Source organism: Ruegeria sp. AB9 (genome assembly GCF_056542585.1).
In genome coordinates this window covers 191,609-218,073 of record NZ_JBQGAA010000001.1, presented here as the reverse complement: position 1 = coordinate 218,073, position 26,465 = coordinate 191,609, and the positions used below count along the sequence as shown (strand labels likewise).

Here is a 26,465-nt window from a genome sequence, read left to right as displayed (position 1 = left end):
CGGAACCTTTTCAGGTGGGAAGGGGGGCGTCGCGTTTCAGTTGATCCATTACGATCTGACTTTGTACTCTTGCAACAGCAGGATGCGGCAGGATGACCTGATGTAGCAAGCTGTTGAGGGCGGAAAGATCGTCACAATAGATGTGCAGCAGATAATCTGCTTCTCCTGTCATCGTCCACGCGCTGGTAATTTCGGGGCGGGTGTCGACCATGCGGGCAAAGCTTGCAGATTGTTCGGGGCCGTGAGTGCCCAGATGAACCTGAACAAACCCTTGTACCTGCAGACCCAGCTTCAGCGGGTCCAGCCGAGCCGCATAACCGGTGATGTATCCTTCGGCTTCAAGCCGCTGTCGGCGACGTCCTGCCTGACTGGGCGACAGGTTCAGCATCTCGCCCAGTTGATGTGCGGTCAGGTGTGCGTCTTTTTGCAGTGCGGAAAGCAATCGCTTGTCGGTCGCATCCAACATGTGCGGAAAAATCCTGACTTTATTAACTTTTATGCGCGTTTTGCGCGTTAACTGGCAGTTTACACGAAAACAATGCGCAGAAACAGCGTCGGAAAAGTCGTATTTTTGAATCAGCAAAGAAATTCCTGTTTTCGAAGGAGACGCGCCATGGGTCCTTTCCCGCACAACGCCCCGAAATCTGTGATCAGCGAAGAGAACCCTGCCGGTACCGATGGGTTTGAATTCGTCGAATTCGCCCATCCTGAACCGCAGGAACTGCGTGATGTTTTCGCAAAGATGGGGTTCGATCTGGTGGCGCGCCACAAGGAAAAACCAGCTGTCGAGCTGTGGCAGCAAGGGGATGTCACCTATATCCTGAATGCTGATCCAGACAGTTTCGCGGATAAGTTCGTGGCCGAACACGGCCCCTGCGCGCCGTCGATGGGCTGGCGGGTCGTGGACGCGCAGAAAGCGTATGAACATGCCGTGTCAAAAGGTGCGGAACCTTATGACGGCGCTGACAAGACGATGGACGTGCCCGCGATCAAGGGTATCGGTGGATCGCTGATCTATTTCATCGATCAGTATTACGACACATCGCCCTACAATCAGGAATTCGAGTGGGTCAAAGTATCCAAACCACGGGGTGAAGGATTCTTCTATCTCGATCACCTGACGCATAACGTCTACAAGGGCAACATGGACAAGTGGTTCAAGTTCTATGGCGACCTGTTCAACTTCCGTGAAATCCGTTTCTTTGATATTCAGGGCAAGTTCACCGGTCTGTTCAGCCGCGCGCTGACATCTCCATGTGGGCGTATCCGCATTCCGATCAACGAAGACCGCGGTGAAACGGGTCAGATCGTGTCTTACCTGAAGAAATACAAAGGGGAAGGTATTCAGCATATCGCTGTCGGCAGTGATGATATCTATGCCTCGACGGATGCAATTGCTGAGAATGGCCTGAAATTCATGCCGGGCCCGAACAAGGCTTATTACGATATGTCCCGGACCCGCGTGGCCGATCACGAAGAGCCGCTGGACCGGATGATGAAACACGGCATCCTGATCGACGGCGAAGGTGTCGTAGACGGGGGCGAGACCCGCATTTTGCTGCAGATCTTCTCGAAGACGGTCATCGGCCCGATCTTCTTCGAGTTCATTCAGCGTAAAGGAGATGACGGTTTCGGCGAGGGGAATTTCCAGGCGCTGTTCGAATCTATCGAACGTGAGCAGATCGAGAGCGGAGAGATTTCCGCGGCCTGACCGAAACGAGCCAGCGCCGGGGGCAATTCAGCTGCCTCCGGCGCGCCTGTACAATAACTGATGCTTCAGAGCTTTGATTTTCGGTATCAGCTTCGCGGCATCGCCAGGGTCACGTTACGACCCTTCTTTTGATACCGAAGTTCACTGTCGCTGATCGCGATGACCTTGCCGCCGTCAATGCGGTCTCCGACTTTCAGCTTCTTGTAACGTCCACTGGGAAGGCGCACCAATGCGCGTCGGTTGGCTGGCGTTCCGTAGACCCCGATCAGGTTCAACCTGCGCAGATTGATAGCATTGTCGATCGTGGCTTGTCGTGCAACCGAAGCGGTCGAAGGGATTTTGGGCGCAACTGTCTTTGGCTCGAACGATCCCGCATCATCAGTTTTCTGACTAATCGCAGCTGTAGAACCCAGATTAGAATTGTTTGCCTTCGGAGCGCTGGCGACCACCAACCCAGCCGGGCGCACTTTGGGGCGGGGCACTCGGACGACGGCCAATGCAGTGGGCGTGTCGTCCACCTCTGGTTTCACCTGCAGGCTTTCGGGGCGGGCCTTGGGGCGTTTGGTTGCCAGTTCCTCGCGTGAACGGCCCCCCAACTGACTGCGTTCGAAGCTTTCGACCAGATCAGAAGGGCGTCCCTTTGGACGGATGCCGGCCAACCGTTGATCAATTTCGTCAATCACCGGCTCTTCTTCGAAACGCACCGGAGCTTCAGGGGGAACCTTGGAGGGGCGGCCCCGGAAAACAACGATCCCGTCCGGGTTCAGAGTACCCTCGGGCGATGGTTCAACGAGTCCGCTGCCATCCAGATCGAACCGTGTGCCCGCGACACTGGGTTGTTCATCCTGATCGAACGGTTCGTCCGTGTCGAAGCTGGAGGCCTGAGGTAATGCAACCGCGTCGCCAAACAGATCTGAGTTATCGAGCGATGCCACATATAACTCTTCCGGATCGAAGACTTCCGGTACGTCCAAAGCAACGGGTGGTGTCGTGCTAACGCCCACAGCGGCTTGAACGGCCTCCTGCGTCTCGGGGTCCTGAGCAACCGATTCCACCGGTGTCGGCGCAACCTTCAGGGCTTCCAGGATGGCTTCGTCAGTCGCTGTAAGGGCTGGTTGAGCGTCGGCTTCTACCTCGGCTGGCTCTGGCAGCGGTTCTGGTGCCTCTTCCGTGGCGGGGTCGGATGGTGAAACCTCTTTCTGAGGTTCAAGCCCGGCAATCTCGGGCAATGGTTGGGGCGGATCGCCTGCGACTGGCTCAGGCGCCGTCACTTCGGGCAGTACAGGGCTCAACTCCGCTTGATCTGCTTCATTGTCCGACCCCGAAGCCAACCAGGCGCCGACGACAGCTCCGATAAGGACAACGGCTGCAAAGGCCGGTATGGCATAACGCTTTGCCTCGGCCTTAGCGGCGGCTTCTTTTTTGCCGGTTGCCTCGGGCGCCCGGAAAGTATCTGGTGCAGCGACGCCGGCTATGGGATGCGCGAGGGGATGTTCCGGCCCGTCGACAATTGGTGCCTGTTCGGGTTCGGTTTTCTCAGGTGAGGGCTGCCGTTCCGGCGGCACTGGTTCGGATTCGTTTGGTTCTTCGCTGAACAGCACTTCTCGCGGGAAAGCGTCCTTGTTTTCTTCGGCGCTGAACGCAACAGGTACGAAACCGTGTTCCGAGGCAAAGGTCCGCGCCTCTGACAGGGTTTCGATTGCGACGGCCGCCACATAGGTCGTGCCACTTTCGGATTGGCTGTCGTAACTCAGTTCGGACAGGGCGTAAGGGGTGGCATCAGCCACGGCCCGCGTGATGTGTTCCGCCTTGTCTTCAGCAGAGAATCCCTCGGTTGAAAGCTGCAGGTAACGAACCTGATCATCAGGCAGCACAAGCGTGCAGCTCAGGTCGTTTTCCAGGGCAAACGCCTTTTCTCGCAAGGCTTGCATCTGCCCGGACAGGTCCGGCACGTCCAAAGGGATCGTGCCAATAACGAACCAATCGTCATCCGAATGGTGGTGCAGTGTTATTCCGGTCGTAGAAAAAGACAGCGCAAAGGCGGGTTTCATAATCCGGAGGAACCATAATTATCAACGTCAATGCAAACGACTTTGCGTTCGCAGACCGACATTAAAGCAGGAACCCGCCGAGGGAAAGAAAAAGGCGGCCTTTCCCCTTGTATCGCAAAGCCTCGCCGACCCATCTTGGAACAGAGCAAATTGGAGTGATAACCTTGAAGACATTCGCTTTTCTGGCCGCGATGATGGCCGCTACGGCCGCCGGAGTTGCCCATGCGGAAGAACGTCGCATCAATGTCGGTGCTACCGGGACCGTGCAGGTCGCACCCGATATGGCGACGATCACGCTGGGCGTAACAAACGAAAACGCCGAAGCCTCGGCCGCGATGCAGGCGACTTCGGATGCCGTTTCCAAAGTTCTTGCGCGCCTGACCGAGATGGGTATCGAAGATCGTGACGTTCAGACGCGAGACCTGTCATTGTCACCCGTCTGGTCGGGTCGTCATGGACAGAACGGGGAAACACCCGAAATCACAGGCTTTACGGCGTCCAACCGCGTTTTTGTGCGCGTTCGCGACTTGACCCAACTTGGGAAAATCATGGATGCGGTTATTCAGGACGGCGCCAATGATTTCGGCGGCCTGAGCTTTGGTGTTCAGAACCCAAAACCGATTGAAGCACAGGCGCGCGCCGAAGCCGTTGGCGAGGCGACTGCCAAGGCGGAACAGTTGGCGCAGGCCGCGGGCGTGACACTTGGGCCGGTTCAGTCGATCTCGGAACAAACGGCTGGCATTCGTCCGATGGCAGAAATGCGCGCAATGAGCATGGCGGATGCAGGTGGTGTTCCTGTCGCAGGCGGAGAGGTTTCTGTCTCGGTCAGTGTTTCTATGGAATTCGAGATCGCCGAGTAAGCTCAACCTTTGGCGCGGGCCATCAGCGGCTTTCGTTGCTGGCCCGTCGTATCGAAATTGTCAGGCGACAACCAGGCTTCAAACGCATCGCGAATGCGCGGCCATTCGGTATCGATGATCGCGTACCATGCTGTGTCCCTGTTGCGCCCCTTGTAATGGGTCGCCTGTCGAAACACCCCTTCAAAGGTAAACCCCAGCCGTTCAGCGGCATTGCGCGACGGAGCATTCAATGCATCGCATTTCCACTCGTAACGACGATAGCCGAGTTCGTCGAATACCCGCTTCATCATGAGGTACATAACTTCTGTTGATTGCGGTTTGCGTTGCAACAACGGCGAAAAGTGGATGTGCCCAACCTCGATCGCACCGGCGGCGGGTTTGATCCTCAGGTAAGAGGCCATGCCCAGCGGCACTTCACTCGCATCCAATACAGTATGAAACATTGGGTCCGCATCCATGCAGTTGGCACGGGCCCAGTCTTCAAATTCCGGTTCACTGTCAAACGGGCCATAGGGCAGGTATGTCCAGTTCCGACCATCCCTGTCATTTGCAAACGCCCGAAAAAGCCCGGGCGCATGTCTGTTCACATCAAGGGGCACGACAGAACAGTACTGTCCTTCCATCGGTGTATAAGGCGGCGTGGGGCGCGGAAAGGTACCCGAAACCGGTAAACCGATGGGCTGGCCAAGGTCGTTTGTGTCGTGCCCAACCATCGTCAGGCGCTTGCTTTGGCCAATGCCTGATCCAAATCCGCGATCAGGTCATTCACGTCTTCGATCCCGATGGACACGCGCACCACACCCGGACCTGCGCCCGCGGCTTCTTGCTGTTCGGGTGTCAACTGCCGGTGCGTGGTCGATGCTGAGTGGATGATCAGCGAACGAGCATCACCAAGGTTTGCCACGTGGCTAAAGATTTCCAGCGCGTTGACCAGTTTGATACAGGCGTCATAGCCACCTTTGACCGCAAAGGTGAACAGGGCACCGGCGCCGCGCGGATACTGCGATTTGACCCGGTCTTTATAGGGCGACGAGGGCAGGCCAGCATAGGTCACGTAGTCTACGCGGTCATCCGCTTCGAGCCAGGCCGCAATTTTCTGGGCGTTTTCGACGTGACGCTCCATGCGCAACGACAGTGTTTCGATCCCCATCAGCGTGTAATGCGCGGCTTGCGGGTTCATGGTCATACCCAGATCGCGCAGACCGATGGCGATCCCGTGGAAGGTGAAGGCCAAAGGCCCGAATGTCTCGTGGAACTTCAGTCCGTGATAGGCTGGCTCGGGCTCGCTCAGCGAGGGGAACTTGTCGTTCGCGGACCAATCGAATTTTCCTGAATCCACAATGCAGCCACCAGTGACGGTGCCGTTGCCGGTCAGGTATTTGGTGGTCGAATGCACCACCAGCGTCGCACCGTGCTCAATCGGGCGACACAGGTAGGGTGTGGCCGAGGTGTTGTCGACAATCAGCGGGATACCCGCTGCATCAGCAACATCCGCCAACGCGCGGATATCAGTCACATAACCGCCCGGATTGGCGATGGATTCGCAGAACACCGCGCGGGTGTTTTCGTCAATTGCAGCGTTCACGGCATCCAGATCATCGGTGTCCACAAACTTGGCGGACCAGCCAAAGCGTTTGATCGTCTGGCTGAACTGCGTGACCGTGCCGCCATACAAACGGGTCGAGGCCACCACGTTGCAGCCAGGCCCCATCAGCGGGAACAGCGCCATGATTTGCGCCGCGTGACCGGATGAGCAGCAAACGGCCCCAACTCCACCTTCAAGCGTCGCTACGCGCTCCTGCAAAACGGCTACGGTTGGGTTGGTCAGGCGGGAATAGATAAAACCCACCTCTTGCAGGTTGAACAGGGCAGCCGCATGGTCTGCATCGCGGAAAACATAAGCTGTTGTCTGATAAATTGGTGTCTGGCGCGCTCCGGTCGCCGGGTCGGGGCGGGCGCCCGCGTGAATTTGCAACGTGTCGAAACCGTAGGTCGGGCCGTCAGACATCTTGAAAATCTCCTGTTGGTATTTGTCTTGCGGAATCTGTATGCCATTGCCCGCCCGCGCACAACGATCCTGTCAGCGCAGCCAGAGGCCTTTGCTTTTGATCGTATTGCGTATTGCCTGTTCCCGCCGTGGCAGATTGTCCTGATCAAACAGGGCGCGGATTTTCGCTCCTTTTCCCTGCAGAACCAGCTTTTTCAGCGGGTCATATTGTTTGAGCACTTTCTTGACCTTGTTTGGGGCCACAACGGTTTCCAGAACATCGATCACATGGTCATTTTCGCGGGCATAAAGCAAAGGGAACAGGCGATAGTGGCAGCTGACGGACCCATCCAGAAATCCGTCAGGCAATGCATCCCGCCCGCCGCCGAAAGAATGAATAACCAGCGGCAGGGCGGCCTGATCCAGCCATGGATCAAGGTTCTGGCCCGTCAACTCGGGAATGTTTTCATCCCGGATCGTTCTGGCGTAGTCCAGATACCGTTCACCGAACATCCTGGGGCATTTATAGTAGAAATAGCCCGCATTGAAGTAAAGGTATCGCCGCCAGTAACCATGGGGTTGGCTGGTATCAAATGAGCTTTCGAAATTCAGCCCAAAACGGGTGTAGAGCGCGTGCCAGATGCCGTCAAATCCGGGGCCGTAAAGTGTGGGTTTCGGCCATGTACCTTCAACCTTCAACGATGCACTAGGACGGTCGAAATCAAACGGAACGTTTGTAATGTCACCGGTGATCAAAGTGTCTGTATCGAAGAACACAAAAGGTTCACCCTCTGGCAAGGCCAACAAAGCCTCGATCTTGTTGCCATAAGGGTAGCTTTCACCAAAAACATGCGAGTCGAACGGCAATATTTCGGCATCCAGCTGGTTCAGGGCTTTCAGAATGTCTTCGTCCTGAATGCTGGGGTCGTGCTTCCAGCGCGGACCCGGGCTGGGTGTGGCGACAAACAGCCTTCCTTGAAACTCAGGTGAACAATGGCGCAGCGAGGCCGCGAACAGCAGTGCCTCGTATTGCAGGCGGTTGTTCTGCCCAACAACCGCGATGTTGAATTTCTGAGAATTTGCCTGCATCTGCGCCCATTCCTGACAGCTGCCGGAACCGGCACGCCTTGATCCGGATTACAGCAAGCGGGATGGGGCGTCAAAAGCCGAAAGTTGTAATTTTTGTCATTTAGGTCATTCCGCTCGGAGTGCCGCGGAAGGGTTTGCACAAGGTGATTTTTGAGGATTCCATAACGTTCATTGTCATTCATTTTGGTGAGTGAAGTTGGTGGTTTGCATGGTTCGAAAAGGCTTTTCTTCCAGTCACAGCACAGCCTTGCGGTGCGTGTGTTTCGGTCTAATTCGGCAAAATGGGCAAAACTCTCTAAGTTTTTTGATGCTCAATTGGTGGGCGAAGCGCTTGAGAACGCAGGTATTTTGAGCGGGCGTTTCATTTTTTTGACCATTTGGCAAATTTTACCAATTGATAAAAAATTCATTTGTGGCAAGCTGAGAGCATAACAAACATATCTACAGGGAGTAGAGTGATGGCACAGGGCCAGATGGCACCCGGCATCGTAGCCGGGCGGCTTTCAAGCGATGAGCTGACCTCGAATTTCACCGATCTGCATCCGCCACTTGCGCCGCATGAGGCCGCAGTAGCTGCAGATCGCTGTTATTTCTGCTACGACGCACCATGCGTAACTGCGTGTCCAACGGATATCGATATCCCGTTGTTCATCCGCCAGATTCAAGCCGGTCAACCGCAAGCAGCGGGTCGCACGATCCTGGAACAGAACATCCTGGGCGGCATGTGCGCTCGTGTCTGTCCGACCGAGACGTTGTGTGAAGAGGCCTGCGTTCGCGAAACCGCCGAGGGCAAACCGGTTGAGATTGGGCGCTTACAGCGCTTTGCCACCGACGAAGTTATGGCCTCGGGTACGCATCCGTTCGAGCGTGCGCCAACCACCGGCAAAACAGTAGCCGTTGTCGGGGCTGGGCCTGCGGGTTTGGCATGCGCCCACCGGTTGGCCATGCTGGGCCATGATGTGGTGATCCACGAAAGCAAGCCCAAACCCGGCGGCCTGAATGAATACGGTATTGCCGCCTACAAATCGACCAACGACTTTGCGCAGGCCGAGGTGGACTGGTTGCTGAAGATCGGCGGTATCGCGGTCGAAACCGGGTCGATTTTAGGCGAAAGCATCTCATTGGATGGTCTGGTCGATAACTACGACGCGGTGTTCCTGTCCATTGGCCTTGCGGGTGTAAACGCCCTGCGTGCAGGCGGTGTCGACAAAGACGGTGTGCGGGCTGCGGTCGACTTCATCTCGGACGTGCGACAGGCCAGTGACCTCGTCGATCTGCCCGTTGGGCGGAATGTGGTCGTTATTGGCGGGGGCATGACTGCGGTAGATGCTGCTGTAAAGTCGAAACTTCTGGGTGCCGAGCATGTCACGATTGCCTATCGCCGTGGCCGCGACGCCATGGGGGCCAGTCGGTACGAGCAGGACCTTGCAGCCTCGCACGGTGTTCGGATCATGACCAATGTTCAGCCAGTGGCCGTACACGGCAACGGTGCCTCGACCGAGATCGAGTTGGAATATACCTCCAGCCAGAACGGCACGCTTAGCGGAACCGGTGAAATGATCCGGCTGCCGGCGGATCAGGTTCTCAAGGCCATCGGTCAAGCGCTGGAAGGTGCACCAGATGGGCTGACGCTGGATGGCAACAAAATCGCTGTCAGCGGGGCTGGGCGCACGTCCATAGCTGGTGTCTGGGCGGGCGGCGACTGCGCTGCGGGAGGGGAAGACCTGACCGTGACCGCTGTTGCCGAAGGCCGGGACGCGGCGATGGACATCCACGCAACGCTCGTTTCGTGATAGGGTGGGGTATTCACCCCATTCCTTTCGCTGCTGAGGTATTCCAATGTCCCAGATCGAACAAGCTGTTGCTCAACATTATACCACCGGTGCCCTGACCGAACGCGTCCGCGCGGCGCTGGAGGCCAGCGGTATTGACCCGGATGCGGCCACAGTCGCCGATCTGAAGGCTGGGGATGAGTTCCACACAGGCGGCGTTCTGGCGACCGACAACCTTTTTGCTCAGCTGTCACCGACCCACGCGACACGCGTTCTGGATGTGGGATGCGGCATCGGAGGCACCTCTCGGTACATAGTGGATCGCTACGATTCCACGGTAACGGGGGTCGATCTGACGCCTGAGTTCGTTGAAACAGCCACAGTGCTCAGCGATCTGGTTGGGCATTCCGAGAAGGCCAGTTTTCACGTTGGCAGTGCTCTGGACATGCCAGTGCCGGATGCGGGGTTCGACCTTGCCGTCATGATGCATGTGGGCATGAACATCGACGACAAAGAGGGGCTGTTCGCCGAAGTATCGCGCGCACTGGCCACAGGTGGCACCTTTGCCCTGTTCGACGTCATGAGCGGAGAGGTGGATGAGCCGCTGGCTTTCCCGCTGCCGTGGTCAACTGTGGCTGAAACCTCGTTTGTGGATGCACCTGAAACATACAGGGACGCCGCGACCGCGGCGGGACTTGAATTGGAGATCGAAACCGACCGCACCGCGTTTGCGATCCAATTCTTCGAAGATGTCTTTGCAAAAATAGCAGAAACCGGGCCGCCGCCGCTGGGTATCCACCTGATGATGGGCGAGACGGCGCCCGAAAAGTTCCAAAACTACGTCACAAACCTCAAGGCCGGGCGCATTCGCCCGACTGAAATGATATTCAAGAAATCCGGCTGAGCCGGGAAGGGAGAAGCCATGGCCGATCTGACGACAAACTTTCTGGGCATTTCCAGCCCCAATCCGTACTGGTTGGCCTCTGCGCCGCCTACGGACAAGGAATACAACGTTCGCCGTGCGTTCGAAGCGGGGTGGGGCGGCGTTGTCTGGAAAACACTGGGGTCCGAGGGCCCTCCGGTCGTGAACGTGAATGGCCCGCGCTATGGCGCCATCTACGGGGCTGACCGCCGTTTGCTGGGCCTGAACAATATCGAACTGATTACTGACCGCCCGCTTGAGGTGAACCTAGAGGAAATGGCGCGTGTCAAATCAGACTACCCGGACCGCGCGCTGATCGCGTCAATTATGGTTCCGTGCGAGGAGGAGGCATGGAAAGCCATTCTGCCGCGTGTTGCCGAAACCGGTGCAGACGGGATCGAACTGAACTTTGGTTGTCCGCATGGGATGAGCGAGCGCGGCATGGGCTCGGCTGTAGGACAGGTGCCGGAATATATCGAGATGGTCACGCGCTGGTGTAAGAAATACTATGACCGTCCGGTCATTGTGAAGCTTACGCCAAACATCACCGATATCCGAAAACCGGCGGCTGCGGCCAGAAACGGCGGCGCAGATGCGGTGTCTCTGATCAACACGATCAACTCGATCACCAGCGTCAATCTGGACACGTTCAGCCCTGAACCCTCGATCGACGGCAAAGGCAGCCATGGCGGGTATTGCGGTCCGGCGGTCAAACCCATTGCGTTGTCGATGGTGTCCGAAATCGCGCGGGCCGAGGCCACACATGGTCTGCCGATTTCCGGCATCGGCGGGGTCACAACGTGGCGTGATGCGGCAGAGTTTATCTCGCTGGGCTGTGGCAACGTTCAGGTCTGCACCGCGGCAATGACCTATGGCTTCAAGATCATCGACGAACTAACGGCGGGTCTGTCAGAATGGATGGATGAAAAGGGCTATTCCAGCATTGATGAGGTGATCGGACGCGCAGTGCCCAATGTCACCGACTGGCAGTATCTGAACCTCAACTACATCGCCAAGGCCAAGATCGATCAGGACCAGTGCATTAAGTGTGGCCGCTGCTACGCGGCCTGTGAAGACACCAGCCATCAGGCAATTTCGATGTCAGAAGACCGGGTCTTCGAGGTAATGGATGACGAATGCGTCGCCTGCAATCTCTGCGTCGATGTTTGTCCGATCGAAGGCTGCATCGATATGGTGCCGATGGCCGCGGGTGAAGTTGATCCTCGCACCGGGAAAGAAGTTCAGCCGACCTATGCGAACTGGACGACGCATCCGAACAACCCGATGGCCAAGGCGGCCGAATGAGGGGAATGCGACAGATCACCAAGGGGCCGGCTTTTTGCGGCCCCTTTTTTCAGGGAGTCAGAAGCTTTCGGTACAGGGTGTCCACGAAGGGATCGGCCCCCTCAAACGGATCTTCGTCGCCTAAAATTGCGCGCACCTGAACTTCGAAATCGGCGTAATGCTGCGTCAAGGCCCAGATCGAAAACATCAGGTGATAGGGATGCACCCGCGCGATTTTTCCCTGATCCATCCAACCGGTAAGGATCATGACTTTTTCATCCACCAGCGCCTTAAGATCATTGGACAACGCCTCATGGATACGCGGCGCACCCTGCACCAGTTCATTGGCAAAAAGGCGGCTTTCGCGTGGTAGCTCCTGACTCATCTGTAGCTTTCGCTGAATGTAGGCCAGGATTTCCTCCATCGGATCGCCGTTCTCGTCCAGATCGTGCAGCGGGGCCAGCCAGGTTTCCAACAAGCCGGAAAGCAGTTCGGTATGGATCGCCTCTTTCGACGGAAAATAGTACAGCAAATTCGGCTTGCTCAATCCCGCTTCAGCGGCAATTTGATCGACGGTTGATCCGCGAAATCCGTGTGCTGAAAACACATTCAGGGCAGCCTCTAGAATCGCAGCGCGGTTCTTTTTCTGAATACGAGTCGGTGCGCGGTCTTTTGGCATGTTTACAGCGTGTCTCTTTTTTCGTCGGATGGGCGCGAAATACACTGAAAATTCAAGCAGTGCCGCGCAATTTCTTGACTGATACCGAACCCGTGATAGCGTGAGTTTGACCAGATGGTCAAATCAAGACACCAATAGCGAGCCAAATCGCAAGCAAACAGGGAAGATGAACATGGCAGCTCCGGCGCAGAATCTCAGGATCAATGGCGACAGGTTGTGGGACAGCCTGATGGAGATGGCCAAGATTGGCCCCGGTATTGCCGGCGGTAACAATCGCCAGACACTGACGGATGAAGACGCGGAAGGTCGCGCCTTGTTCCAGAAATGGTGTGAGGAAGCGGGGTGCACCATGGGGCTTGACCAGATGGGCAACATGTTTGCCCGCCGTGAGGGCACCGACCCGGACGCATTGCCTGTTTATGTTGGATCGCATCTGGATACGCAGCCCACGGGTGGCAAGTATGACGGTGTTCTGGGCGTTTTGGGAGGGCTGGAGTTGATCCGTACGCTGAACGATTTGGGCATCAAGACGAAGCATCCCATCGTTGCCACCAACTGGACAAACGAAGAAGGGACCCGTTACGCCCCGGCGATGCTGTCCTCGGGTGTATTTGCCGGGATGCACACACAGGACTGGGCTTATGCTCGCGAAGATGCCGAGGGCAAGAAATTCGGGGATGAATTGAACCGGATCGGCTGGCGCGGCGATGAAGAAGTCGGTGCGCGCAAGATGCACGCGTTCTTTGAGTTGCATATCGAACAGGGACCGATCCTTGAAGCCGAAGAAAAGGATATCGGCGTCGTCACCCACGGTCAGGGGCTGAGTTGGACCCAGATCACAGTAACCGGTAAGGATGCCCATACCGGGTCGACGCCAATGCCGATGCGCAAGAATGCAGGACTGGCGATGGCGCGTATTCTTGAGAAAGTGGACGAGATCGCCTGGTCTCATGCTCCGCACGCGGTGGGTGCCGCAGGACATATCGATGTCTATCCGAACTCGCGCAATGTGATCCCCGGCAAGGTGGTGTTCACGGTCGATTTCCGCTCGCCCGAACTGGAGGTGATCACCGATATGGAAAACCGCCTGCGAGTGGCTGCCGAAGACATAGTCGACGAGATGGGCCTGCAGATCGAATTCGAGAAAGTCGGCGGTTTTGATCCGGTGAAATTCGATGAAAATTGCGTATCTGCTGTACGCAATGCGGCCGAGCGGCTGGGCTATTCGCATACCGATATCATTTCGGGCGCGGGGCATGATGCGTGTTGGATCAACCGGGTTGCACCGACCGCAATGGTCATGTGCCCCTGCGTCGACGGGCTGAGCCATAACGAGGCCGAAGAGATCAGCAAGGAATGGGCGGCAGCCGGGGCGGATGTTCTGCTACATGCCGTGGTCGAGACCGCCGAAATCGTGGAATAGGGGGCGCAGCCCCCGTCGCCCCAAGGGGCGACTCCCCCGAGGTATTTTTGGCCGGATGAAGCAAGCGGCGCAGACCGCATCAGGGAGTTCAAAATGAGTACTGTAATCAAGAACGGAACCGTCGTCACCGCAGATTTGTCTTACAAAGCAGACGTATTGGTCGAAGGTGGCGTGATCATCGAGATCGGGATGGATCTGAAAGGTGACAAGGAGTTGGACGCAACCGGTTGTTACGTAATGCCGGGTGGGATCGATCCGCATACACATCTGGAAATGCCTTTCATGGGCACTTATTCCAGTGATGATTTCGAAAGCGGCACGCGCGCGGCGCTTGCAGGTGGCACGACGATGGTGGTGGATTTCGCACTGCCAAATCCAGGAGAAAGCCTGCTGGACGCGCTGAAGCGATGGGACAACAAGTCGACCCGCGCGAATTGTGATTATTCGTTCCATATGGCGGTCACATGGTGGGGCGAGCAGGTGTTCGACGACATCAAAACCGTGATCGAGACGCGCGGTATCAACACCTTCAAGCATTTCATGGCCTACAAGGGCGCGTTGATGGTGAATGACGATGAGCTTTTCTCCTCGTTCAAGCGTCTTGCCGAACTCGGCGGTACTGCTTTGGTTCATGCAGAGAACGGGGATGTGGTGGCCGAATTGAGTGCTAAGTTGCTTGCCGAAGGCAATACCGGCCCCGAGGCACATGCCTATTCCCGCCCGCCGCAGGTCGAGGGTGAAGCCACCAACCGGGCTATCATGATCGCGGACATGGCGGGTGTGCCGTTGTATGTCGTGCATACCTCTTGCGAAGAGGCGCATGAAGCTATCCGCCGGGCAAAAATGCAGGGCAAGCGGGTGTGGGGAGAACCCCTGATCCAGCACCTGACGCTGGATGAAAGCGAATATTTCAACAAGGATTGGGACCACGCGGCGCGACGCGTGATGAGCCCTCCGTTCCGGAACAAACAGCACCAGGATAGCCTGTGGAACGGGTTGCAATCGGGGTCTCTGAGTGTGGTGGCCACTGATCATTGTGCCTTTACCACTGAACAGAAGCGATATGGCGTAGGTGATTTTACCAAGATTCCCAATGGCACAGGCGGGCTGGAGGATCGGATGCCGATGCTGTGGACACATGGAGTCAACACCGGGCGCCTGACACCGAATGAATTCGTGGCCGTAACTTCAACAAACATCGCCAAGATATTGAATTGCTATCCTAAAAAGGGCGCAGTGTTGGTCGGGGCAGATGCCGATCTCGTGGTTTGGGATCCCGAGAAAAGCAAGACAATCAGTGCCGGTTCCCAGCAATCCTCGATTGATTACAACGTGTTTGAGGGCAAAGAGGTCAAAGGTCTGCCGCGCTTTACCCTAACGCGGGGTCAGGTGGCGGTGCATGACGGTGAGATCCGCACGCAGGAAGGTCATGGGGACTTTGTGGCGCGTGAGGCGAACACCACCGTCAACAAAGCGTTGAGCACCTGGAAAGAGCTGACAGCCCCAAGGCCTGTTGAGCGGACGGGAATTCCGGCGACCGGTGTTTGATCAGTTTGGGCCGCTTTAGCGGCGGCCCTGACACCACTCTTTTCAAGGCTACAATATGAACACTGAAAGCACGACCCAGCCCGTCATAGAGGCAAGGCAGCTGGACCTGACATTCCAGACCAATGATGGGCCAGTTCACGCGCTGAAAGACGTGAATCTGACAATCGACAAGGGCGATTTTGTCAGTTTCATTGGGCCGTCCGGCTGCGGTAAAACCACCTTTCTGCGGTGTATCGCGGCGTTGGAAACACCAACGGGCGGGACGCTGACCGTCAATGGCATGACCGCTGATGAGGCACGGCGAAACCGGGCATACGGATATGTGTTTCAGGCGGCAGGACTGTATCCCTGGCGCACGATCGCCAAGAACATAAAACTACCGCTTGAGATTATGGGTTACTCTGCCGCCGAGCAGGATGAGCGGGTGAGTAAGGTGCTGGAACTCGTTGATCTGGAAGGGTTTGGTGGCAAATTCCCCTGGCAGTTGTCGGGAGGGATGCAGCAGAGGGCAAGTATCGCGCGGGCCCTTGCGTTCGATGCGGATATCCTGCTGATGGACGAGCCGTTTGGAGCGTTGGACGAGATTGTGCGCGACCATCTGAACGAACAGCTTCTGGAGCTTTGGGCGCGGACCGAGAAGACGATCGGGTTTGTGACACACTCCATTCCCGAGGCGGTTTATCTGAGCACCAAGATCGTGGTGATGAGCCCGCGGCCGGGACGGATTGCCGATGTAATCGACAGCCCGCTGCCGAAAGAACGGCCACTGGACATTCGTGACACTCCGGAATTCATCGATGTCGCGCATCGCGTGCGTGATGGATTGCGGGCCGGGCATTCCTATGACGACTGAGCTGAACGTAGATAAAATCCGGCGCGCCGTGCCAGATGATGTGCCAGCCTGCGCCAGGGTTATTCATGACTGGGCCAAGCAAACAGATTGGATGCCCGACGAACTGCCGGTAGAAGAGCTGGCGAACCTGATCCGCGATGCATTCGACAGCCGTGAAATCTGGGTCGCCGGTGATCCGGTCGATTGTTACATGTCAGTGGACCCGGTGCAGAATAAAATCGGCGCGCTGTATTGCAGCCGGAGGGGGCAGGGTATCGGCAAGCGCTTTGTCGACAAAGCAAAAGAGGGCAGAGATCGCCTCTGGCTGACAACACACCGGCCCAATACAGAAGCGCAGCGGTTTTACCGCCGTGAAGGGTTTGAAGTGACGGCCGAAGAGCCTCCTGTGCCGCCGGAAACTGTGCCTGTCTATCGAATGGAGTGGCACGCATGAAGCAGGTCATAGCCGTTTTCACTGTTGTCGCCGCGATTGTTCTAACCTGGTACGTGGCCTGTGTTCCGATGAACATCAAAGGCGTGTTGACCGAACAAGAACGTGCAGGTGCCGAGGTGCAGCCGCCATCCGCCAAGGACCGGCGTGACATGTCCGAACTTGGTCTTGTCTTGAACAACGCTTTTGCCATCCCCGCTACGTGGGAGCAGGATCGACCTCGACTGCCGGCCCCGCATCAGGTCGCCATTGAGATGTGGGAGACGACGGTCCAGAAAAAAATCACCTCAAAACGGTCTCTGATCTATCACGGCTGGGTCACGCTTAGCGCAACAATGCTGGGATTTGCGATAGGCACCGGGCTGGGCATTCTTCTTGCTGTAGGGATCGTGCATAGCCGCGTGATGGATCTGTCGGTCATGCCTTGGGCCATTGTCAGTCAGACTATTCCGATCATCGCTCTGGCGCCGATGATCATTGTGGTTCTGTATTCCGTTGGAATTCAGGGGATCATTCCCAAGGCGATCATATCGGCTTATCTGAGTTTCTTTCCGGTTGTTGTTGGCATGGTCAAAGGCCTGCGCAGCCCCGATGCGATGCAGCTGGATTTGTTGCGGACGTATAACGCCAGCCGGTCTCAGGGCTTTTGGAAACTGCGCCTGCCTGCGTCGATGCCTTATCTGTTCACGTCGCTGAAAATCGGGATCGCTGCTTCATTGGTGGGGGCCATTGTTGGTGAGCTTCCGACAGGGGCTGTCGCCGGTCTGGGCGCGCGGTTGCTTGCTGGCAGCTATTACGGGCAGACGGTGCAAATCTGGTCAGCCCTGTTTGCTGCGGCAATTCTGGCGGCGTGCCTGGTCGGGCTGCTGGGGCTGATAGAACGGGCTGTGCTGAAACGGATGGGGATGGCGCAATGATACTGGTTTTCTGTGCTGTCCTGCTTTGGCTCTTTGGCTGGTGGTTGAACGGGCGGTTGGCCAGCGGGCCTTACGCCGACACCCCAATGGTGCGGTTTCTGGCCCCCTTGATCTTTGGTGTGACTGTCATCGGGATCTGGGAACTTCTGGTACGCGGGCTTGAGGTGCCTCTGGTTATCCTGCCGGCCCCTTCGGTGATCGCGGTGCGGTTTGCAGATAGTCTGCCGATCCTTTGGGCGGATTTTGTACAGACCATCATCAAGGGCGCGTTCAGCGGCTATGTCATCGGGTGCAGTGCTGCGTTCCTGATGGCGATTGCCGTGGATCGCTGGGATTTCCTGCGTCTGGGTCTGTTGCCGGTTGGCAATTTCGTCGCTGCGCTGCCGATCGTCGGAACCGCCCCCATTCTGGTGATGTGGTTCGGGTTTGACTGGCATTCGAAGGCGGCAGTGGTGGTTGTGATGGTGTTTTTTCCGATGCTCGTCAACACGGTTGCCGGCTTGCGCGAAGCAACTGCAATGCAGCGTGATCTGATGGAGACTTATGCCGCAACCTATTGGCAGAGCTTTTTGAAGTTGCGACTGCCTGCGGCAATGCCTTTCATTTTCAATGGGCTGAAGATTTCCACCACTTTGGCGCTGATCGGCGCTATCGTGGCCGAGTTCTTCGGTTCGCCGACTCTGGGCATGGGGTTCCGGATCTCCACAAGCGTCGGGCAGTTGTCGTTGGACATGGTTTGGGCCGAAATCGTTGTTGCAGCACTCGCAGGCACGGCATTTTATGGTCTGGTGGCGGGGATCGAAAAAGTGGTGACCTTCTGGCACCCGTCACAACGCGGATAAAACAAGGAAATCAACAGACCCCGAAACTGGGGCACAACAAGCAACTAGGAGAAATGAAGATGAACAAGCTACTCAGCGGGGCGGTTGCCGCCTTTAGCCTGGCGGCCAGTGCGGCGCTGGCAGCGGATGAGGTGACACTGCAACTGAAATGGGTCACGCAAGCGCAATTCGCGGGCTATTACGTTGCCAAGGACAAGGGCTTTTACGAAGAAGAGGGGCTGGACGTCACCATTCTGCCCGGCGGACCTGACATTGCACCGACACAGGTGATTGCAGGCGGCGGCGCTGATGTGACCGTTGAATGGATGCCTGCGGCGCTGGCCGCGCGTGAAAAAGGGCTGCCGCTGGTGAATATCGCCCAACCGTTCAAAAGCTCTGGCATGATGCTGACTTGTTGGAAAGACGCCGGCATCTCGTCACCCGAGGATCTCAAGAACCGCACGCTGGGTGTCTGGTTCTTCGGCAATGAATTCCCGTTCATGAGCTGGATGAGCCAGTTGGGCATCAGCACCGATGGCAAAGGCGACAGCGGCGTGGAAGTTCTGAAGCAGGGCTTTAACGTTGATCCGCTGCTTCAGCGTCAGGCGGATTGCATCAGCACCATGACCTACAATGAATATTGGCAGGTCATCGATGCCGGTGTCAGCCCGGATGAACTGGTGACTTTCAAATACGAAGATCAGGGCGTGGCGACGCTGGAAGACGGACTTTATGTTCTGGAAGAGAACCTGAGCGATGCGGCTTTCACCGACAAGATGGAACGGTTCGTTCGCGCCTCGATGAAGGGTTGGAAATACGCAGAAGAGCATCCGGATGAAGCCGCGGATATCGTACTGGAAAACGATGCAACCGGTGCTCAGACGGAAGAACACCAGAAGCGTATGATGGGTGAGATCGCCAAGTTGACCGCAGGGTCGAACGGCGCGCTGGACCCGGCTGATTTTGATCGCACCGTGGGTACCCTGCTGGCCGGAGGCTCTGATCCGGTGATCACCAAGACACCCGAAGGTGCCTGGACGCACCAGATCACGGATGCAGCATTGAACTGACGCACACAGTCAATTCGAATAATTTCAACGCGGTCCCAATCGGGGCCGCGTTTTTCGTTTTGGATGCCGGATTTGTGTCTGTACTCGTGGCTAAAACAGAGTAGTGTTTACCTGTAAATAAGCGCATTTCGTACGAAATGCAGATACTTCGGGAAGAAATGCAGGAATTTGCGTCGGAATTCAGTTCTGCTATCGCTCTGATCTTCGAGGGAGACTCAGAGCTTTGGGCGATTGTGTTGTTGTCCCTGAAAGTATCCGTGTTCGCGGTATTGATTTCTGCCCTGATCGGCATGCCTGTCGGGGCTGCTTTGGCTGTGGCCCGGTTTCCGGGGCGGCGAATGTTGATCGTTCTGATGAACGCTTTGATGGGGTTCCCACCCGTGGTTGTGGGTCTGCTTGTCTATCTGATGTTGTCCCGTTCCGGCCCCTTGGGTGTGCTTGAGCTTTTGTATACCCCGACGGCCATGATCATTGCGCAGGTGGTTTTGGTCACTCCTATTGTCGCGGCGCTGACCCGACAGGTGGTTGAGATGCTGGCTGAAGAATACTCCGAGCAATTGCGATCACTGGGTGTGTCGCGGCTGGCTTCGGTGCCTGTTTTGCTGTGGGATGCGCGGCTGGCTTTGGTTACGGCCTTGTTGGCCGGGTTCGGGCGCGCAATTGCCGAGGTCGGCGCGGTAATCATCGTCGGCGGAAACATCAACCATGTGACCCGTGTGATGACGACAACCATAGCCCTGGAAACCTCGAAAGGAAATCTGGCGTTGGCATTGGCGCTGGGGACGATCCTGATCGGGATTGCCATCGCGGTGAATGCGATGGTCAGCGCAGTGAGTTTGCGGGCAGAGCAGGAGGGGCTGCGCCATGCGTGATCTGCTGTGCGATATGGCGAACTGCCTACAGGTTCAGGATCTGCAGGTTCGCAGCAAGGGTCGCGCGCTGCTGGATGTTCCCTCTTTGGTTCTGGATGGGCCGGGCCCCTCTTTGATCCTGGGCCCCAACGGATCGGGGAAAAGCCTGTTGCTAAGATGCCTGCACGGCTTGATCAGCCCGGATCGTGGGCGGGTGGTTCAGGACGGTGTGCCACTTGGCGCGGCGCAGAAGGCACGTCAGGCCATGGTGTTTCAGCAGCCCGTTCTTTTGCGCCGGTCGGTTGCTGCAAACCTGGGCTTTGTTCTTAAACGACAGGGTTTTGGACGGGCGGCCAGAAAGACGCGTATCGCCGAATTGCTTGTCGAAGGTGGGCTAGATGGAAAGGCCCGTCAATCGGCCCGGTCGCTGTCAGGTGGCGAAGCACAGCGGTTGGCAATCTTACGCGCTTTGGCGCTGGAGCCTGAAACGCTGTTTTTGGATGAGCCCACCAGCGCCCTTGATCCGAATGCAACACAAATGATCGAACGTATGATTCTGCGCGCGTCTGAACGGGGGGTGCGGATTGTGATGGTGACGCATGATATTGGCCAAGCGCGTCGTCTGGCATCGGATGTGGTCATGATGCAAGGCGGGCATGTGGTCGAGCATGGTGCCGCAAAGCAGGTATTGGATGCCCCTCAAAGCGATGCGTCGCGTCGCTATCTGGCGGGCGGGCTGGTTACTTAAAGATATTGGAGACTCTGATGTTCCGGGCATTAATTCGGGCTGCAATTATGACTATTGGTCTGTCGGCGGGGACCGCTTCGGCCGAAGCACCTTTCATCGTTGTGCAATCTACGACATCGACGCAAAACTCGGGTCTGCTCGAGTTCATATTGCCGTGGTTCGAGGCAGAGTCGGGCATCGACGTTCGTGTTGTCGCCGTAGGAACCGGCCAGGCGATCCGAAATGCGATAAATGGCGACGGGGATGTCTTGCTGGTTCACGCTAAACCCGCCGAAGAGAAGTTTGTCGCAGACGGTTGGGGCGTTGATCGCAAAGACCTGATGTATAACGATTTTGTTGTTGTCGGCCCAAAATCAGATCCAGCCGGAATTCGCGGCGAGACGGATATTCTGGCCGCACTCACGGCCATCGCCGATGCCGAAGCCCCATTTGCGTCGCGTGGTGATGACAGCGGAACGCACAAGGCCGAGCTGGGTCACTGGTCCGCAGCAGGGCTGGACCCAACAGATGCGTCGGGCACGTGGTATCGCGAGACCGGATCTGGCATGGGGGCGACGCTGAACGTGGCAAGCGGCATGGATGCCTACACGTTGACGGACCGGGCCACGTGGTTGTCATTTGGAAATCGCGGCAACCTCGAGGTTCTGGTCGAAGGTGATCCGCGTTTGTTCAACCAGTATGGCGTGATCCTTGTGAACCCTGAAAAGCACGCGCATGTTCGGGCGGCTTCCGGTCAGCGTTTTATCGACTGGTTGACCGGACCGGACGGGCAAGAGGCCATCGCGTCCTTCAGGCTCGAGGGACAACAGGTGTTTTTCCCCAACGCGCAGTAACCGTTCCCGCAAGCGGTGGATACATCTGAATGAAACCACCAGCGGGTGCTGTATTACCCGCTGGCACCGTTGTGGTGTATCGTGCCCAACCCCGACAGGTCGTAGCCACCAAACTCGCGCGCGCGTTGAGCAAACTGTTCCGAACGTAGGAATGTCATCAGCTTCTGCATGGGCGGATCGAAAAACGCCCTGCGCCAGACTGCAAGATCCAGCCGCTCGGAATGGGTAGGCACAATGCCCAGATTGTAAAGCCCGGCCAATGCCCCAAGACCAAAGCCTGCTTCGGCTTTTTGATCGTGAAGGGCGATGGCCAGCTCTTCTTCGGTACGGGCGCAACCGGGGTGAATGTCCAGATCGTCGCGTGTCAGGCCGTGGGATTCAAGTTGCGTATCGAACAGACGCTGGCTTGCCGCACTGTCCTGGCGCAGCTTAACCCGGCGTGACTTTAGATCTTCGAAAGACTTGATATCCGCCACACCCGGGGCAAGAAGCAATCCACGCTCGCGTTGGGCGATTTCATAAAGGACAACGGGGGCTTCACCCAGGGCATCACGCAGGGATGTGTTGTTGAACCCACCCTCTTCGTGGATGTGCAGGGCCGCAGCCTGCGCATTTCGCTCGCTGAGCCGCGTCAGCCCATCGAACGATCCATCGTAATAGGTGGCCAGCCCCGAACCACTTTCACGCAGAGCCCAGTCCAACAATGGATCATGGCTGCCCGCAATAATCGGGGGCAGGGGCGGTTCGGCCACCTGTGGGCCGGATCGCGAAGCGTTGAGCCAGGCAATGATCTCAGTCCGGGGGAACAACAGTTTACCCATGGCACGTACGCATGGAACCTCGCCCGACGAGGCAAGATCATAGGCCTTACGCTCACCAATCCTCAGCAAGTCGGCCAGTTCCCGGGTGGTCAGGTATTGTGACATTCAGTCAAGGCGCACGGCGGAGCCGGATGTCGCGTCGGCGGCGCTGAACCCGATCTGGTCCAGCATAAAAGGTGCTGCAACTGCAATGACGACCATCGCGGCGACGGCGGCAAGAAAGGCTTTCATGGTCTCCTCCGGTTCAGTCCCGGTCCCTCGTTGCACGGCGCAGAAAAGCGATCAGATCCTCACGGTCCTGAGCTTCGGTAATCCGCTGCATCGGCATCTTCGAACCCGGAATGTAATGGTCAGGTCCTTCGTCGAAAAGGGCATTTATCGTTTCTTCATCCCAAATGATATCAGAGCCTTGCAGCGTATCCGAGTACAAATATCCGGGCAACGTGCCTGCCTGTCGCCCGAAAATGCCGTGTAAGGTGGGGCCTGCCCGACGCTCACTGTCGGGGGTGAGGCTGTGACAGATCGAACACTTACGCGCAAACTGGCGCTCACCATTGCCCATTTCTTCGGGATCTTTCAGAAAACTGGGTTCAGCGGAAGCCATCTGTTGCTGATCGGACAAGGCGGATACAGGCCAACTGTACATAGCTTGGTCTATCCCGCCCGCATGGATGTTTTCTCCGTCCGTCGAAAAGGCCAACGCCCAAACCGGCCCCCGCAGCGTCGCGCGAAAATCCTTTGCGATACGCCATTCTGCAGTGTCGATCAGCATGATGTATCCTTCGCCATCGCCCACGGCCAGAAACCTCCGGTTCGGGCTGATCGCAAGGGCAAGGATCGGGCGGCGGCCCAGAGTGAAATCGCGTTCGTCACCTGTTGTCAGGTCCAGAATACGCGTCACGCCATCAACCGCGCCGTAAGCAATCCAGTTGTCATGTTCATTCAGGACCAGTTCGTTGATACCGAACCCGTGCTCAATGAGGCGGGTGATCTCTTGTCCACTCGAGACGTCCCAAACCCGCAGCGACCCATCCATGTCGGCTGAATAAAGCTGTGCGCCGTCCGAAGAAAACACAACCGCGTTCACACCGCTTCCGGTTGGGCCAAGGGTTGTAGCTTCTGTTCCATCAACGGGCCATAACCCAATTGTCCCATCCCAACTGGCGGTCGCAACATGGGTTTTTGATGCTGCCAGCCCAACGATCTTGCCCTGATGACGCCCGACAACATCGCCACCGGGCCATTTGCGCAGGGTGAAATCATCCCCGGCGGAGTAGATTGCAGTACCGTTGAAAGCAACGGCGTTTACGGCAGCCTCATGACCTTCCAGCCATTCCGGAGTCTGGTCAGCCCAAAGCCCGACGGAATTGTCGAAACTGGCTGTCGCAATGCGCCCGTCCGGGGCGGTGGCGATTCCCATGATCGGCCCGCCGTGCCCTTTAAGTGTGTAGAATTCGGCCATGGCGGGCAGGGGAGCCAGCGCCAGGGCCAGAACCAGCCCCCGCATCTATTCAGCAGGTGAGGCGGCGGCCTTGCCAGCCTCTTTTTCCTGAACTTCCTCCAGCCACAGCGAGTGGTGTTCACGGGCCCATTGTTCTTCGACCTCGCCAGTGCCCATTGCGTCAAACGCACCTTCCATCCCGACCGAACCGAGATAGATATGCGCCACGATGATCGCAATGAAGACATAGGCCACCATCACGTGCCAGATCTGCGCGTATTGCATCTCTTCCTGCGGGGACATCTGCACGGGCAGGTCCCATCCCATCATCTGCGGTAGTCCGGTCGCGTTGGCGATCTGGAAAGTTTTGGCAAACAATGGCATCTCGAACGGGAATAGTAACGACAGGCCCGACAGGCTAATAGAAACACCCAGCAGGATGCAGGCCCAGAAAATGACCTTTTGACCGGCATTGAATTTTTTGGCGGGCGGATGGCTGCCCTTGGTGAACAATCCGCCGCCCGCTGCCAGCCATTTCAAGTCAATACGGTTGGGAATGTTATGGGCGATCCAGTTTACCGTGACGATGATCAGGCCCAGCATGAAAGCCCAGGCCAGATTGTTGTGCAGCCACTTGCAGCCCTGCGCGATGGTCGCAAAGCCCTCTTTTCCGAACAGCGGGATAAGGAAGTCACGCCCGTAGAGCGTCAGCAGGCCGGTTGCACCAAGAATCAGGAACGACCCGGCAAAAAGCCAATGGCCAAATCGTTCAAAGCCGTTGAAACGCGTAACCGTGCGGCCGGTTTTCTCGCCGTCGATGCGAATTTTGCCACGGATCAGGAAGAACAGCAGGATAATGCCCAGCATTCCTGCTATGATATAGGTGCCGTATTCGCGCAGCGGCCCGGTGCGGAAGTTCAACCACCACATGCCGCCGTCCTGTATCAGCACACTGGCTGCCGGGCCACCCGACGACACCGTCACATCGGCCGAGCCATACCGCAATGCGCGGTACACGTCGCTGTCCGATGCAACACCGCGTGTGCCAAGCTGGCCCAATAACCCTTCTGCGTTGCCCTGACCGGTATTTTCAGAGCGATAGCTATTGTCGACTTTTTCACCGCGTTGGCGCGCAAGAATGTCTTCCAGGGTTGTCGCCCCGCCGGTTGCCGTGCGGTCTGCTGCCGTGGGTTCAGAGGCCTCCTGCGCCCATGCGGCCCCGGTCAGGAATATCGAAACGAGCAGGTACTGGATCACGCGCATCGGGATACCCTCCTGTGCTTTCTTACATCAGCGGTCGAAGCCACCGATTTGTTGGTGAAATACAGCGCCAACAGGTGTGAGAGCTTCGCGAAGGTCCTCCTTGGCCGGACCATAGACGTCCAGCCCCACTGGCGTCAGCAAGGCCAGAAACCTGTCCGCGAAATTCGCACCGAAATTCTGCATGTGAATCATCGCATCGTCAGAACTGGCGTAGCGTTCATAGATGTGCACTGCCGAGCCGGTCACGTGCCATTCATAGCTTCTGGCGCCAGTCTCTTGCAGCGTTGCCGTGACCATTTCAGCCATAAGCGCTTCGAACTCATCCTTTTTGTCCAGATTGAGGTCAAGTTTCAGCAGCCAGTAAACATCGTTGGTCATGCGCGCCTCTCAAAAAGATTTTGTGACGAAACAGGAAACCAATCCCCGATTGCATCACCTGAAAAGCCCCCCGCACGTGGCGGGAGGCCATTTTTCTAAAGCCGGACTTTATCCGCCTTTCTGGTCGTAGGCTGTGCCCCAACCCCAGGCACCCGAACCGAAACCGCGCGCCACGACGCGTTCGCGGTAAACTGCGGACACCACGTCGCCGTCTCCGGCAAGCAGGGCCTTGGTGGAACACATTTCGGCGCAGATGGGCAGTTTGCCCTCGGCGATCCGGTTGCGACCATATTTAGCGAACTCTGCGGTCGAGTGCGTTTCCTCGGGACCGCCGGCGCAGAAGGTACATTTGTCCATCTTGCCGCGCGATCCGAAGTTGCCCGCCTGCGGGTATTGCGGCGCGCCGAACGGGCACGCGTAAAAGCAATAGCCGCAGCCAATGCACAGGTCCTTGGAGTGCAGGACGACGCCTTCTTCGTTCTGATAGAAGCAGTCGACCGGGCACACCGCCATGCAGGGCGCATCCGAGCAATGCATACAGGCCACCGAGATCGAGCGTTCGCCCGGGTTGCCGTCATTGATCGTCACCACCCTGCGGCGGTTGATGCCCCATGGCACCTCGTGTTCGTTCTTACACGCGGTTACGCAGGCGTTGCACTCGATGCAGCGTTCAGCGTCGCAGAGAAACTTTGCTCTAGCCATTTATCGTCCTC

The 26,465-nt window shown here is 57.1% G+C and carries 28 protein-coding genes; 16 read left to right on the top strand and 12 right to left on the bottom strand.

The genetic code is table 11. The features are described from left to right. Positions 1-10: 10 nt before the first annotated feature. On the bottom strand, positions 11-466 hold the full coding sequence (locus ACR0K5_RS01175) for an Lrp/AsnC family transcriptional regulator (protein ID WP_480627911.1): 456 nt from the start codon (positions 464-466) through the stop codon (positions 11-13). 147 nt (positions 467-613) lie between these two features. On the opposite strand from ACR0K5_RS01175, the gene hppD reads away from it, so the two are divergent. Beyond that, positions 614-1,711: a 4-hydroxyphenylpyruvate dioxygenase gene (hppD, locus tag ACR0K5_RS01170; protein WP_480627910.1), complete on the top strand. Its 1,098-nt coding sequence runs from the start codon at positions 614-616 to the stop codon at positions 1,709-1,711. 86 nt (positions 1,712-1,797) lie between these two features. Here the strand turns inward: hppD and ACR0K5_RS01165 are convergent, their stop codons facing one another. Continuing rightward, positions 1,798-3,762: a hypothetical protein gene (locus ACR0K5_RS01165; protein ID WP_480627909.1), complete on the bottom strand. Its 1,965-nt coding sequence runs from the start codon at positions 3,760-3,762 to the stop codon at positions 1,798-1,800. 155 nt (positions 3,763-3,917) lie between these two features. Between ACR0K5_RS01165 and ACR0K5_RS01160 the strand changes: the two genes are divergently transcribed. After that, positions 3,918-4,622 carry an SIMPL domain-containing protein gene (locus ACR0K5_RS01160; RefSeq protein ID WP_480627908.1) on the top strand — a complete coding sequence of 235 codons (705 nt, stop codon included), beginning with the start codon at positions 3,918-3,920 and terminating at the stop codon, positions 4,620-4,622. A 2-nt stretch (positions 4,623-4,624) separates the two neighbouring features. On the opposite strand, the gene ACR0K5_RS01155 is transcribed toward ACR0K5_RS01160, so the two are convergent. From ACR0K5_RS01155 to ACR0K5_RS01145, 3 genes are all read right to left on the bottom strand, one after another. Next, positions 4,625-5,335 (bottom strand): GNAT family N-acetyltransferase, encoded by a 711-nt coding sequence (locus tag ACR0K5_RS01155; RefSeq protein ID WP_480627907.1) that lies wholly within the window; start codon positions 5,333-5,335, stop codon positions 4,625-4,627. Between the two features lie 2 nt (positions 5,336-5,337). Continuing rightward, positions 5,338-6,630: an O-acetylhomoserine aminocarboxypropyltransferase/cysteine synthase family protein gene (locus tag ACR0K5_RS01150; RefSeq protein WP_480627906.1), complete on the bottom strand. Its 1,293-nt coding sequence runs from the start codon at positions 6,628-6,630 to the stop codon at positions 5,338-5,340. A 72-nt stretch (positions 6,631-6,702) separates the two neighbouring features. Then, positions 6,703-7,698 carry a hypothetical protein gene (locus ACR0K5_RS01145; protein ID WP_480627905.1) on the bottom strand — a complete coding sequence of 332 codons (996 nt, stop codon included), beginning with the start codon at positions 7,696-7,698 and terminating at the stop codon, positions 6,703-6,705. A 186-nt stretch (positions 7,699-7,884) separates the two neighbouring features. Between ACR0K5_RS01145 and ACR0K5_RS01140 the strand changes: the two genes are divergently transcribed. The 4 genes from ACR0K5_RS01140 to preA are packed head-to-tail and all read left to right on the top strand — an operon-like array spanning position 7,885 to position 11,697. Next, positions 7,885-8,130 (top strand): hypothetical protein, encoded by a 246-nt coding sequence (locus ACR0K5_RS01140; protein WP_480627904.1) that lies wholly within the window; start codon positions 7,885-7,887, stop codon positions 8,128-8,130. A 26-nt stretch (positions 8,131-8,156) separates the two neighbouring features. Then, positions 8,157-9,491, top strand: coding sequence for an NAD(P)-dependent oxidoreductase (locus ACR0K5_RS01135; protein WP_480627903.1), 1,335 nt, complete (start codon positions 8,157-8,159; stop codon positions 9,489-9,491). Positions 9,492-9,537: 46 nt separating this feature from the next. Continuing rightward, complete coding sequence (locus ACR0K5_RS01130) at positions 9,538-10,374, top strand: methyltransferase domain-containing protein (protein WP_480627902.1); 837 nt, start codon at positions 9,538-9,540, stop codon at positions 10,372-10,374. Between the two features lie 18 nt (positions 10,375-10,392). Beyond that, complete coding sequence (preA, locus tag ACR0K5_RS01125; protein WP_480627901.1) at positions 10,393-11,697, top strand: NAD-dependent dihydropyrimidine dehydrogenase subunit PreA; 1,305 nt, start codon at positions 10,393-10,395, stop codon at positions 11,695-11,697. 49 nt (positions 11,698-11,746) lie between these two features. Here the strand turns inward: preA and ACR0K5_RS01120 are convergent, their stop codons facing one another. After that, complete coding sequence (locus ACR0K5_RS01120) at positions 11,747-12,355, bottom strand: TetR family transcriptional regulator C-terminal domain-containing protein (RefSeq protein ID WP_480627900.1); 609 nt, start codon at positions 12,353-12,355, stop codon at positions 11,747-11,749. Positions 12,356-12,527: 172 nt separating this feature from the next. On the opposite strand from ACR0K5_RS01120, the gene ACR0K5_RS01115 reads away from it, so the two are divergent. The 10 genes from ACR0K5_RS01115 (at position 12,528) to ACR0K5_RS01070 (ending at position 21,849) form a co-directional block, all read left to right on the top strand. Next, positions 12,528-13,778, top strand: coding sequence for a Zn-dependent hydrolase (locus ACR0K5_RS01115; RefSeq protein ID WP_480627899.1), 1,251 nt, complete (start codon positions 12,528-12,530; stop codon positions 13,776-13,778). Between the two features lie 93 nt (positions 13,779-13,871). Next, on the top strand, positions 13,872-15,326 hold the full coding sequence (gene hydA, locus ACR0K5_RS01110; protein WP_480627898.1) for a dihydropyrimidinase: 1,455 nt from the start codon (positions 13,872-13,874) through the stop codon (positions 15,324-15,326). 55 nt (positions 15,327-15,381) lie between these two features. After that, positions 15,382-16,179 carry an ABC transporter ATP-binding protein gene (locus ACR0K5_RS01105; protein WP_480627897.1) on the top strand — a complete coding sequence of 266 codons (798 nt, stop codon included), beginning with the start codon at positions 15,382-15,384 and terminating at the stop codon, positions 16,177-16,179. Beyond that, entirely contained in the window at positions 16,169-16,612 is a 444-nt protein-coding gene (locus ACR0K5_RS01100; protein ID WP_480627896.1) for an N-acetyltransferase family protein, read from the top strand. Before ACR0K5_RS01105 ends, ACR0K5_RS01100 begins: the two co-directional genes overlap by 11 nt. Continuing rightward, positions 16,609-17,526 carry an ABC transporter permease gene (locus tag ACR0K5_RS01095; RefSeq protein WP_480627895.1) on the top strand — a complete coding sequence of 306 codons (918 nt, stop codon included), beginning with the start codon at positions 16,609-16,611 and terminating at the stop codon, positions 17,524-17,526. The genes ACR0K5_RS01100 and ACR0K5_RS01095 overlap by 4 nt, the downstream gene beginning before the upstream one ends. Further along, positions 17,523-18,368, top strand: a complete 846-nt coding sequence (locus ACR0K5_RS01090) for an ABC transporter permease (RefSeq protein ID WP_480627894.1) — start codon at positions 17,523-17,525, stop codon at positions 18,366-18,368. Before ACR0K5_RS01095 ends, ACR0K5_RS01090 begins: the two co-directional genes overlap by 4 nt. 59 nt (positions 18,369-18,427) lie before the next feature. Next, complete coding sequence (locus tag ACR0K5_RS01085; protein WP_480627893.1) at positions 18,428-19,417, top strand: ABC transporter substrate-binding protein; 990 nt, start codon at positions 18,428-18,430, stop codon at positions 19,415-19,417. Positions 19,418-19,575: 158 nt separating this feature from the next. Continuing rightward, a complete protein-coding gene (locus ACR0K5_RS01080; RefSeq protein WP_480628743.1) occupies positions 19,576-20,289 on the top strand; it encodes an ABC transporter permease in 714 nt (237 codons plus the stop codon). Further along, on the top strand, positions 20,282-21,016 hold the full coding sequence (locus ACR0K5_RS01075; protein WP_480627892.1) for an ATP-binding cassette domain-containing protein: 735 nt from the start codon (positions 20,282-20,284) through the stop codon (positions 21,014-21,016). The genes ACR0K5_RS01080 and ACR0K5_RS01075 overlap by 8 nt, the downstream gene beginning before the upstream one ends. Before the next feature lie 17 nt (positions 21,017-21,033). Next, positions 21,034-21,849 carry an ABC transporter substrate-binding protein gene (locus ACR0K5_RS01070; protein WP_480627891.1) on the top strand — a complete coding sequence of 272 codons (816 nt, stop codon included), beginning with the start codon at positions 21,034-21,036 and terminating at the stop codon, positions 21,847-21,849. A gap of 53 nt (positions 21,850-21,902) precedes the next feature. Here ACR0K5_RS01070 and ACR0K5_RS01065 read toward each other — a convergent pair whose 3' ends face one another. The 6 genes from ACR0K5_RS01065 to fdh3B all read right to left on the bottom strand — a co-directional run bounded on the left by ACR0K5_RS01065 (position 21,903) and on the right by fdh3B (position 26,454). Further along, positions 21,903-22,775, bottom strand: a complete 873-nt coding sequence (locus tag ACR0K5_RS01065; RefSeq protein ID WP_480627890.1) for a substrate-binding domain-containing protein — start codon at positions 22,773-22,775, stop codon at positions 21,903-21,905. Then, positions 22,776-22,901, bottom strand: coding sequence for a hypothetical protein (locus ACR0K5_RS01060; protein WP_480627889.1), 126 nt, complete (start codon positions 22,899-22,901; stop codon positions 22,776-22,778). A 13-nt stretch (positions 22,902-22,914) separates the two neighbouring features. Continuing rightward, complete coding sequence (locus ACR0K5_RS01055) at positions 22,915-24,177, bottom strand: c-type cytochrome (protein WP_480627888.1); 1,263 nt, start codon at positions 24,175-24,177, stop codon at positions 22,915-22,917. Next, positions 24,178-25,374: a formate dehydrogenase subunit gamma gene (locus tag ACR0K5_RS01050; protein WP_480627887.1), complete on the bottom strand. Its 1,197-nt coding sequence runs from the start codon at positions 25,372-25,374 to the stop codon at positions 24,178-24,180. It abuts the gene before it with no gap. 27 nt (positions 25,375-25,401) lie between these two features. Beyond that, positions 25,402-25,752, bottom strand: a complete 351-nt coding sequence (locus ACR0K5_RS01045) for a putative quinol monooxygenase (RefSeq protein ID WP_480627886.1) — start codon at positions 25,750-25,752, stop codon at positions 25,402-25,404. 108 nt (positions 25,753-25,860) lie between these two features. Continuing rightward, complete coding sequence (gene fdh3B / locus ACR0K5_RS01040; RefSeq protein WP_480627885.1) at positions 25,861-26,454, bottom strand: formate dehydrogenase FDH3 subunit beta; 594 nt, start codon at positions 26,452-26,454, stop codon at positions 25,861-25,863. Positions 26,455-26,465 lie beyond the last annotated feature (11 nt).

Excerpts from the sequence above, each read along its gene's own strand:
- ACR0K5_RS01175 (WP_480627911.1), bottom strand. The coding sequence starts at position 466 with ATGTTGGATGCGACCGACAAGCGATTGCTTTCCGCACTGCAAAAAGAC.
- hppD (WP_480627910.1), top strand. The coding sequence starts at position 614 with ATGGGTCCTTTCCCGCACAACGCCCCGAAATCTGTGATCAGCGAAGAG.
- ACR0K5_RS01165 (WP_480627909.1), bottom strand. The coding sequence starts at position 3,762 with ATGAAACCCGCCTTTGCGCTGTCTTTTTCTACGACCGGAATAACACTG.
- ACR0K5_RS01155 (WP_480627907.1), bottom strand. The coding sequence starts at position 5,335 with ATGGTTGGGCACGACACAAACGACCTTGGCCAGCCCATCGGTTTACCG.
- ACR0K5_RS01150 (WP_480627906.1), bottom strand. The coding sequence starts at position 6,630 with ATGTCTGACGGCCCGACCTACGGTTTCGACACGTTGCAAATTCACGCG.
- ACR0K5_RS01145 (WP_480627905.1), bottom strand. The coding sequence starts at position 7,698 with ATGCAGGCAAATTCTCAGAAATTCAACATCGCGGTTGTTGGGCAGAAC.
- ACR0K5_RS01135 (WP_480627903.1), top strand. The coding sequence starts at position 8,157 with ATGGCACAGGGCCAGATGGCACCCGGCATCGTAGCCGGGCGGCTTTCA.
- ACR0K5_RS01130 (WP_480627902.1), top strand. The coding sequence starts at position 9,538 with ATGTCCCAGATCGAACAAGCTGTTGCTCAACATTATACCACCGGTGCC.
- preA (WP_480627901.1), top strand. The coding sequence starts at position 10,393 with ATGGCCGATCTGACGACAAACTTTCTGGGCATTTCCAGCCCCAATCCG.
- ACR0K5_RS01120 (WP_480627900.1), bottom strand. The coding sequence starts at position 12,355 with ATGCCAAAAGACCGCGCACCGACTCGTATTCAGAAAAAGAACCGCGCT.
- ACR0K5_RS01115 (WP_480627899.1), top strand. The coding sequence starts at position 12,528 with ATGGCAGCTCCGGCGCAGAATCTCAGGATCAATGGCGACAGGTTGTGG.
- hydA (WP_480627898.1), top strand. The coding sequence starts at position 13,872 with ATGAGTACTGTAATCAAGAACGGAACCGTCGTCACCGCAGATTTGTCT.
- ACR0K5_RS01105 (WP_480627897.1), top strand. The coding sequence starts at position 15,382 with ATGAACACTGAAAGCACGACCCAGCCCGTCATAGAGGCAAGGCAGCTG.
- ACR0K5_RS01100 (WP_480627896.1), top strand. The coding sequence starts at position 16,169 with ATGACGACTGAGCTGAACGTAGATAAAATCCGGCGCGCCGTGCCAGAT.
- ACR0K5_RS01095 (WP_480627895.1), top strand. The coding sequence starts at position 16,609 with ATGAAGCAGGTCATAGCCGTTTTCACTGTTGTCGCCGCGATTGTTCTA.
- ACR0K5_RS01090 (WP_480627894.1), top strand. The coding sequence starts at position 17,523 with ATGATACTGGTTTTCTGTGCTGTCCTGCTTTGGCTCTTTGGCTGGTGG.
- ACR0K5_RS01085 (WP_480627893.1), top strand. The coding sequence starts at position 18,428 with ATGAACAAGCTACTCAGCGGGGCGGTTGCCGCCTTTAGCCTGGCGGCC.
- ACR0K5_RS01080 (WP_480628743.1), top strand. The coding sequence starts at position 19,576 with ATGCAGGAATTTGCGTCGGAATTCAGTTCTGCTATCGCTCTGATCTTC.
- ACR0K5_RS01075 (WP_480627892.1), top strand. The coding sequence starts at position 20,282 with ATGCGTGATCTGCTGTGCGATATGGCGAACTGCCTACAGGTTCAGGAT.
- ACR0K5_RS01070 (WP_480627891.1), top strand. The coding sequence starts at position 21,034 with ATGTTCCGGGCATTAATTCGGGCTGCAATTATGACTATTGGTCTGTCG.
- ACR0K5_RS01065 (WP_480627890.1), bottom strand. The coding sequence starts at position 22,775 with ATGTCACAATACCTGACCACCCGGGAACTGGCCGACTTGCTGAGGATT.
- ACR0K5_RS01060 (WP_480627889.1), bottom strand. The coding sequence starts at position 22,901 with ATGAAAGCCTTTCTTGCCGCCGTCGCCGCGATGGTCGTCATTGCAGTT.
- ACR0K5_RS01055 (WP_480627888.1), bottom strand. The coding sequence starts at position 24,177 with ATGCGGGGGCTGGTTCTGGCCCTGGCGCTGGCTCCCCTGCCCGCCATG.
- ACR0K5_RS01050 (WP_480627887.1), bottom strand. The coding sequence starts at position 25,374 with ATGCGCGTGATCCAGTACCTGCTCGTTTCGATATTCCTGACCGGGGCC.
- ACR0K5_RS01045 (WP_480627886.1), bottom strand. The coding sequence starts at position 25,752 with ATGACCAACGATGTTTACTGGCTGCTGAAACTTGACCTCAATCTGGAC.
- fdh3B (WP_480627885.1), bottom strand. The coding sequence starts at position 26,454 with ATGGCTAGAGCAAAGTTTCTCTGCGACGCTGAACGCTGCATCGAGTGC.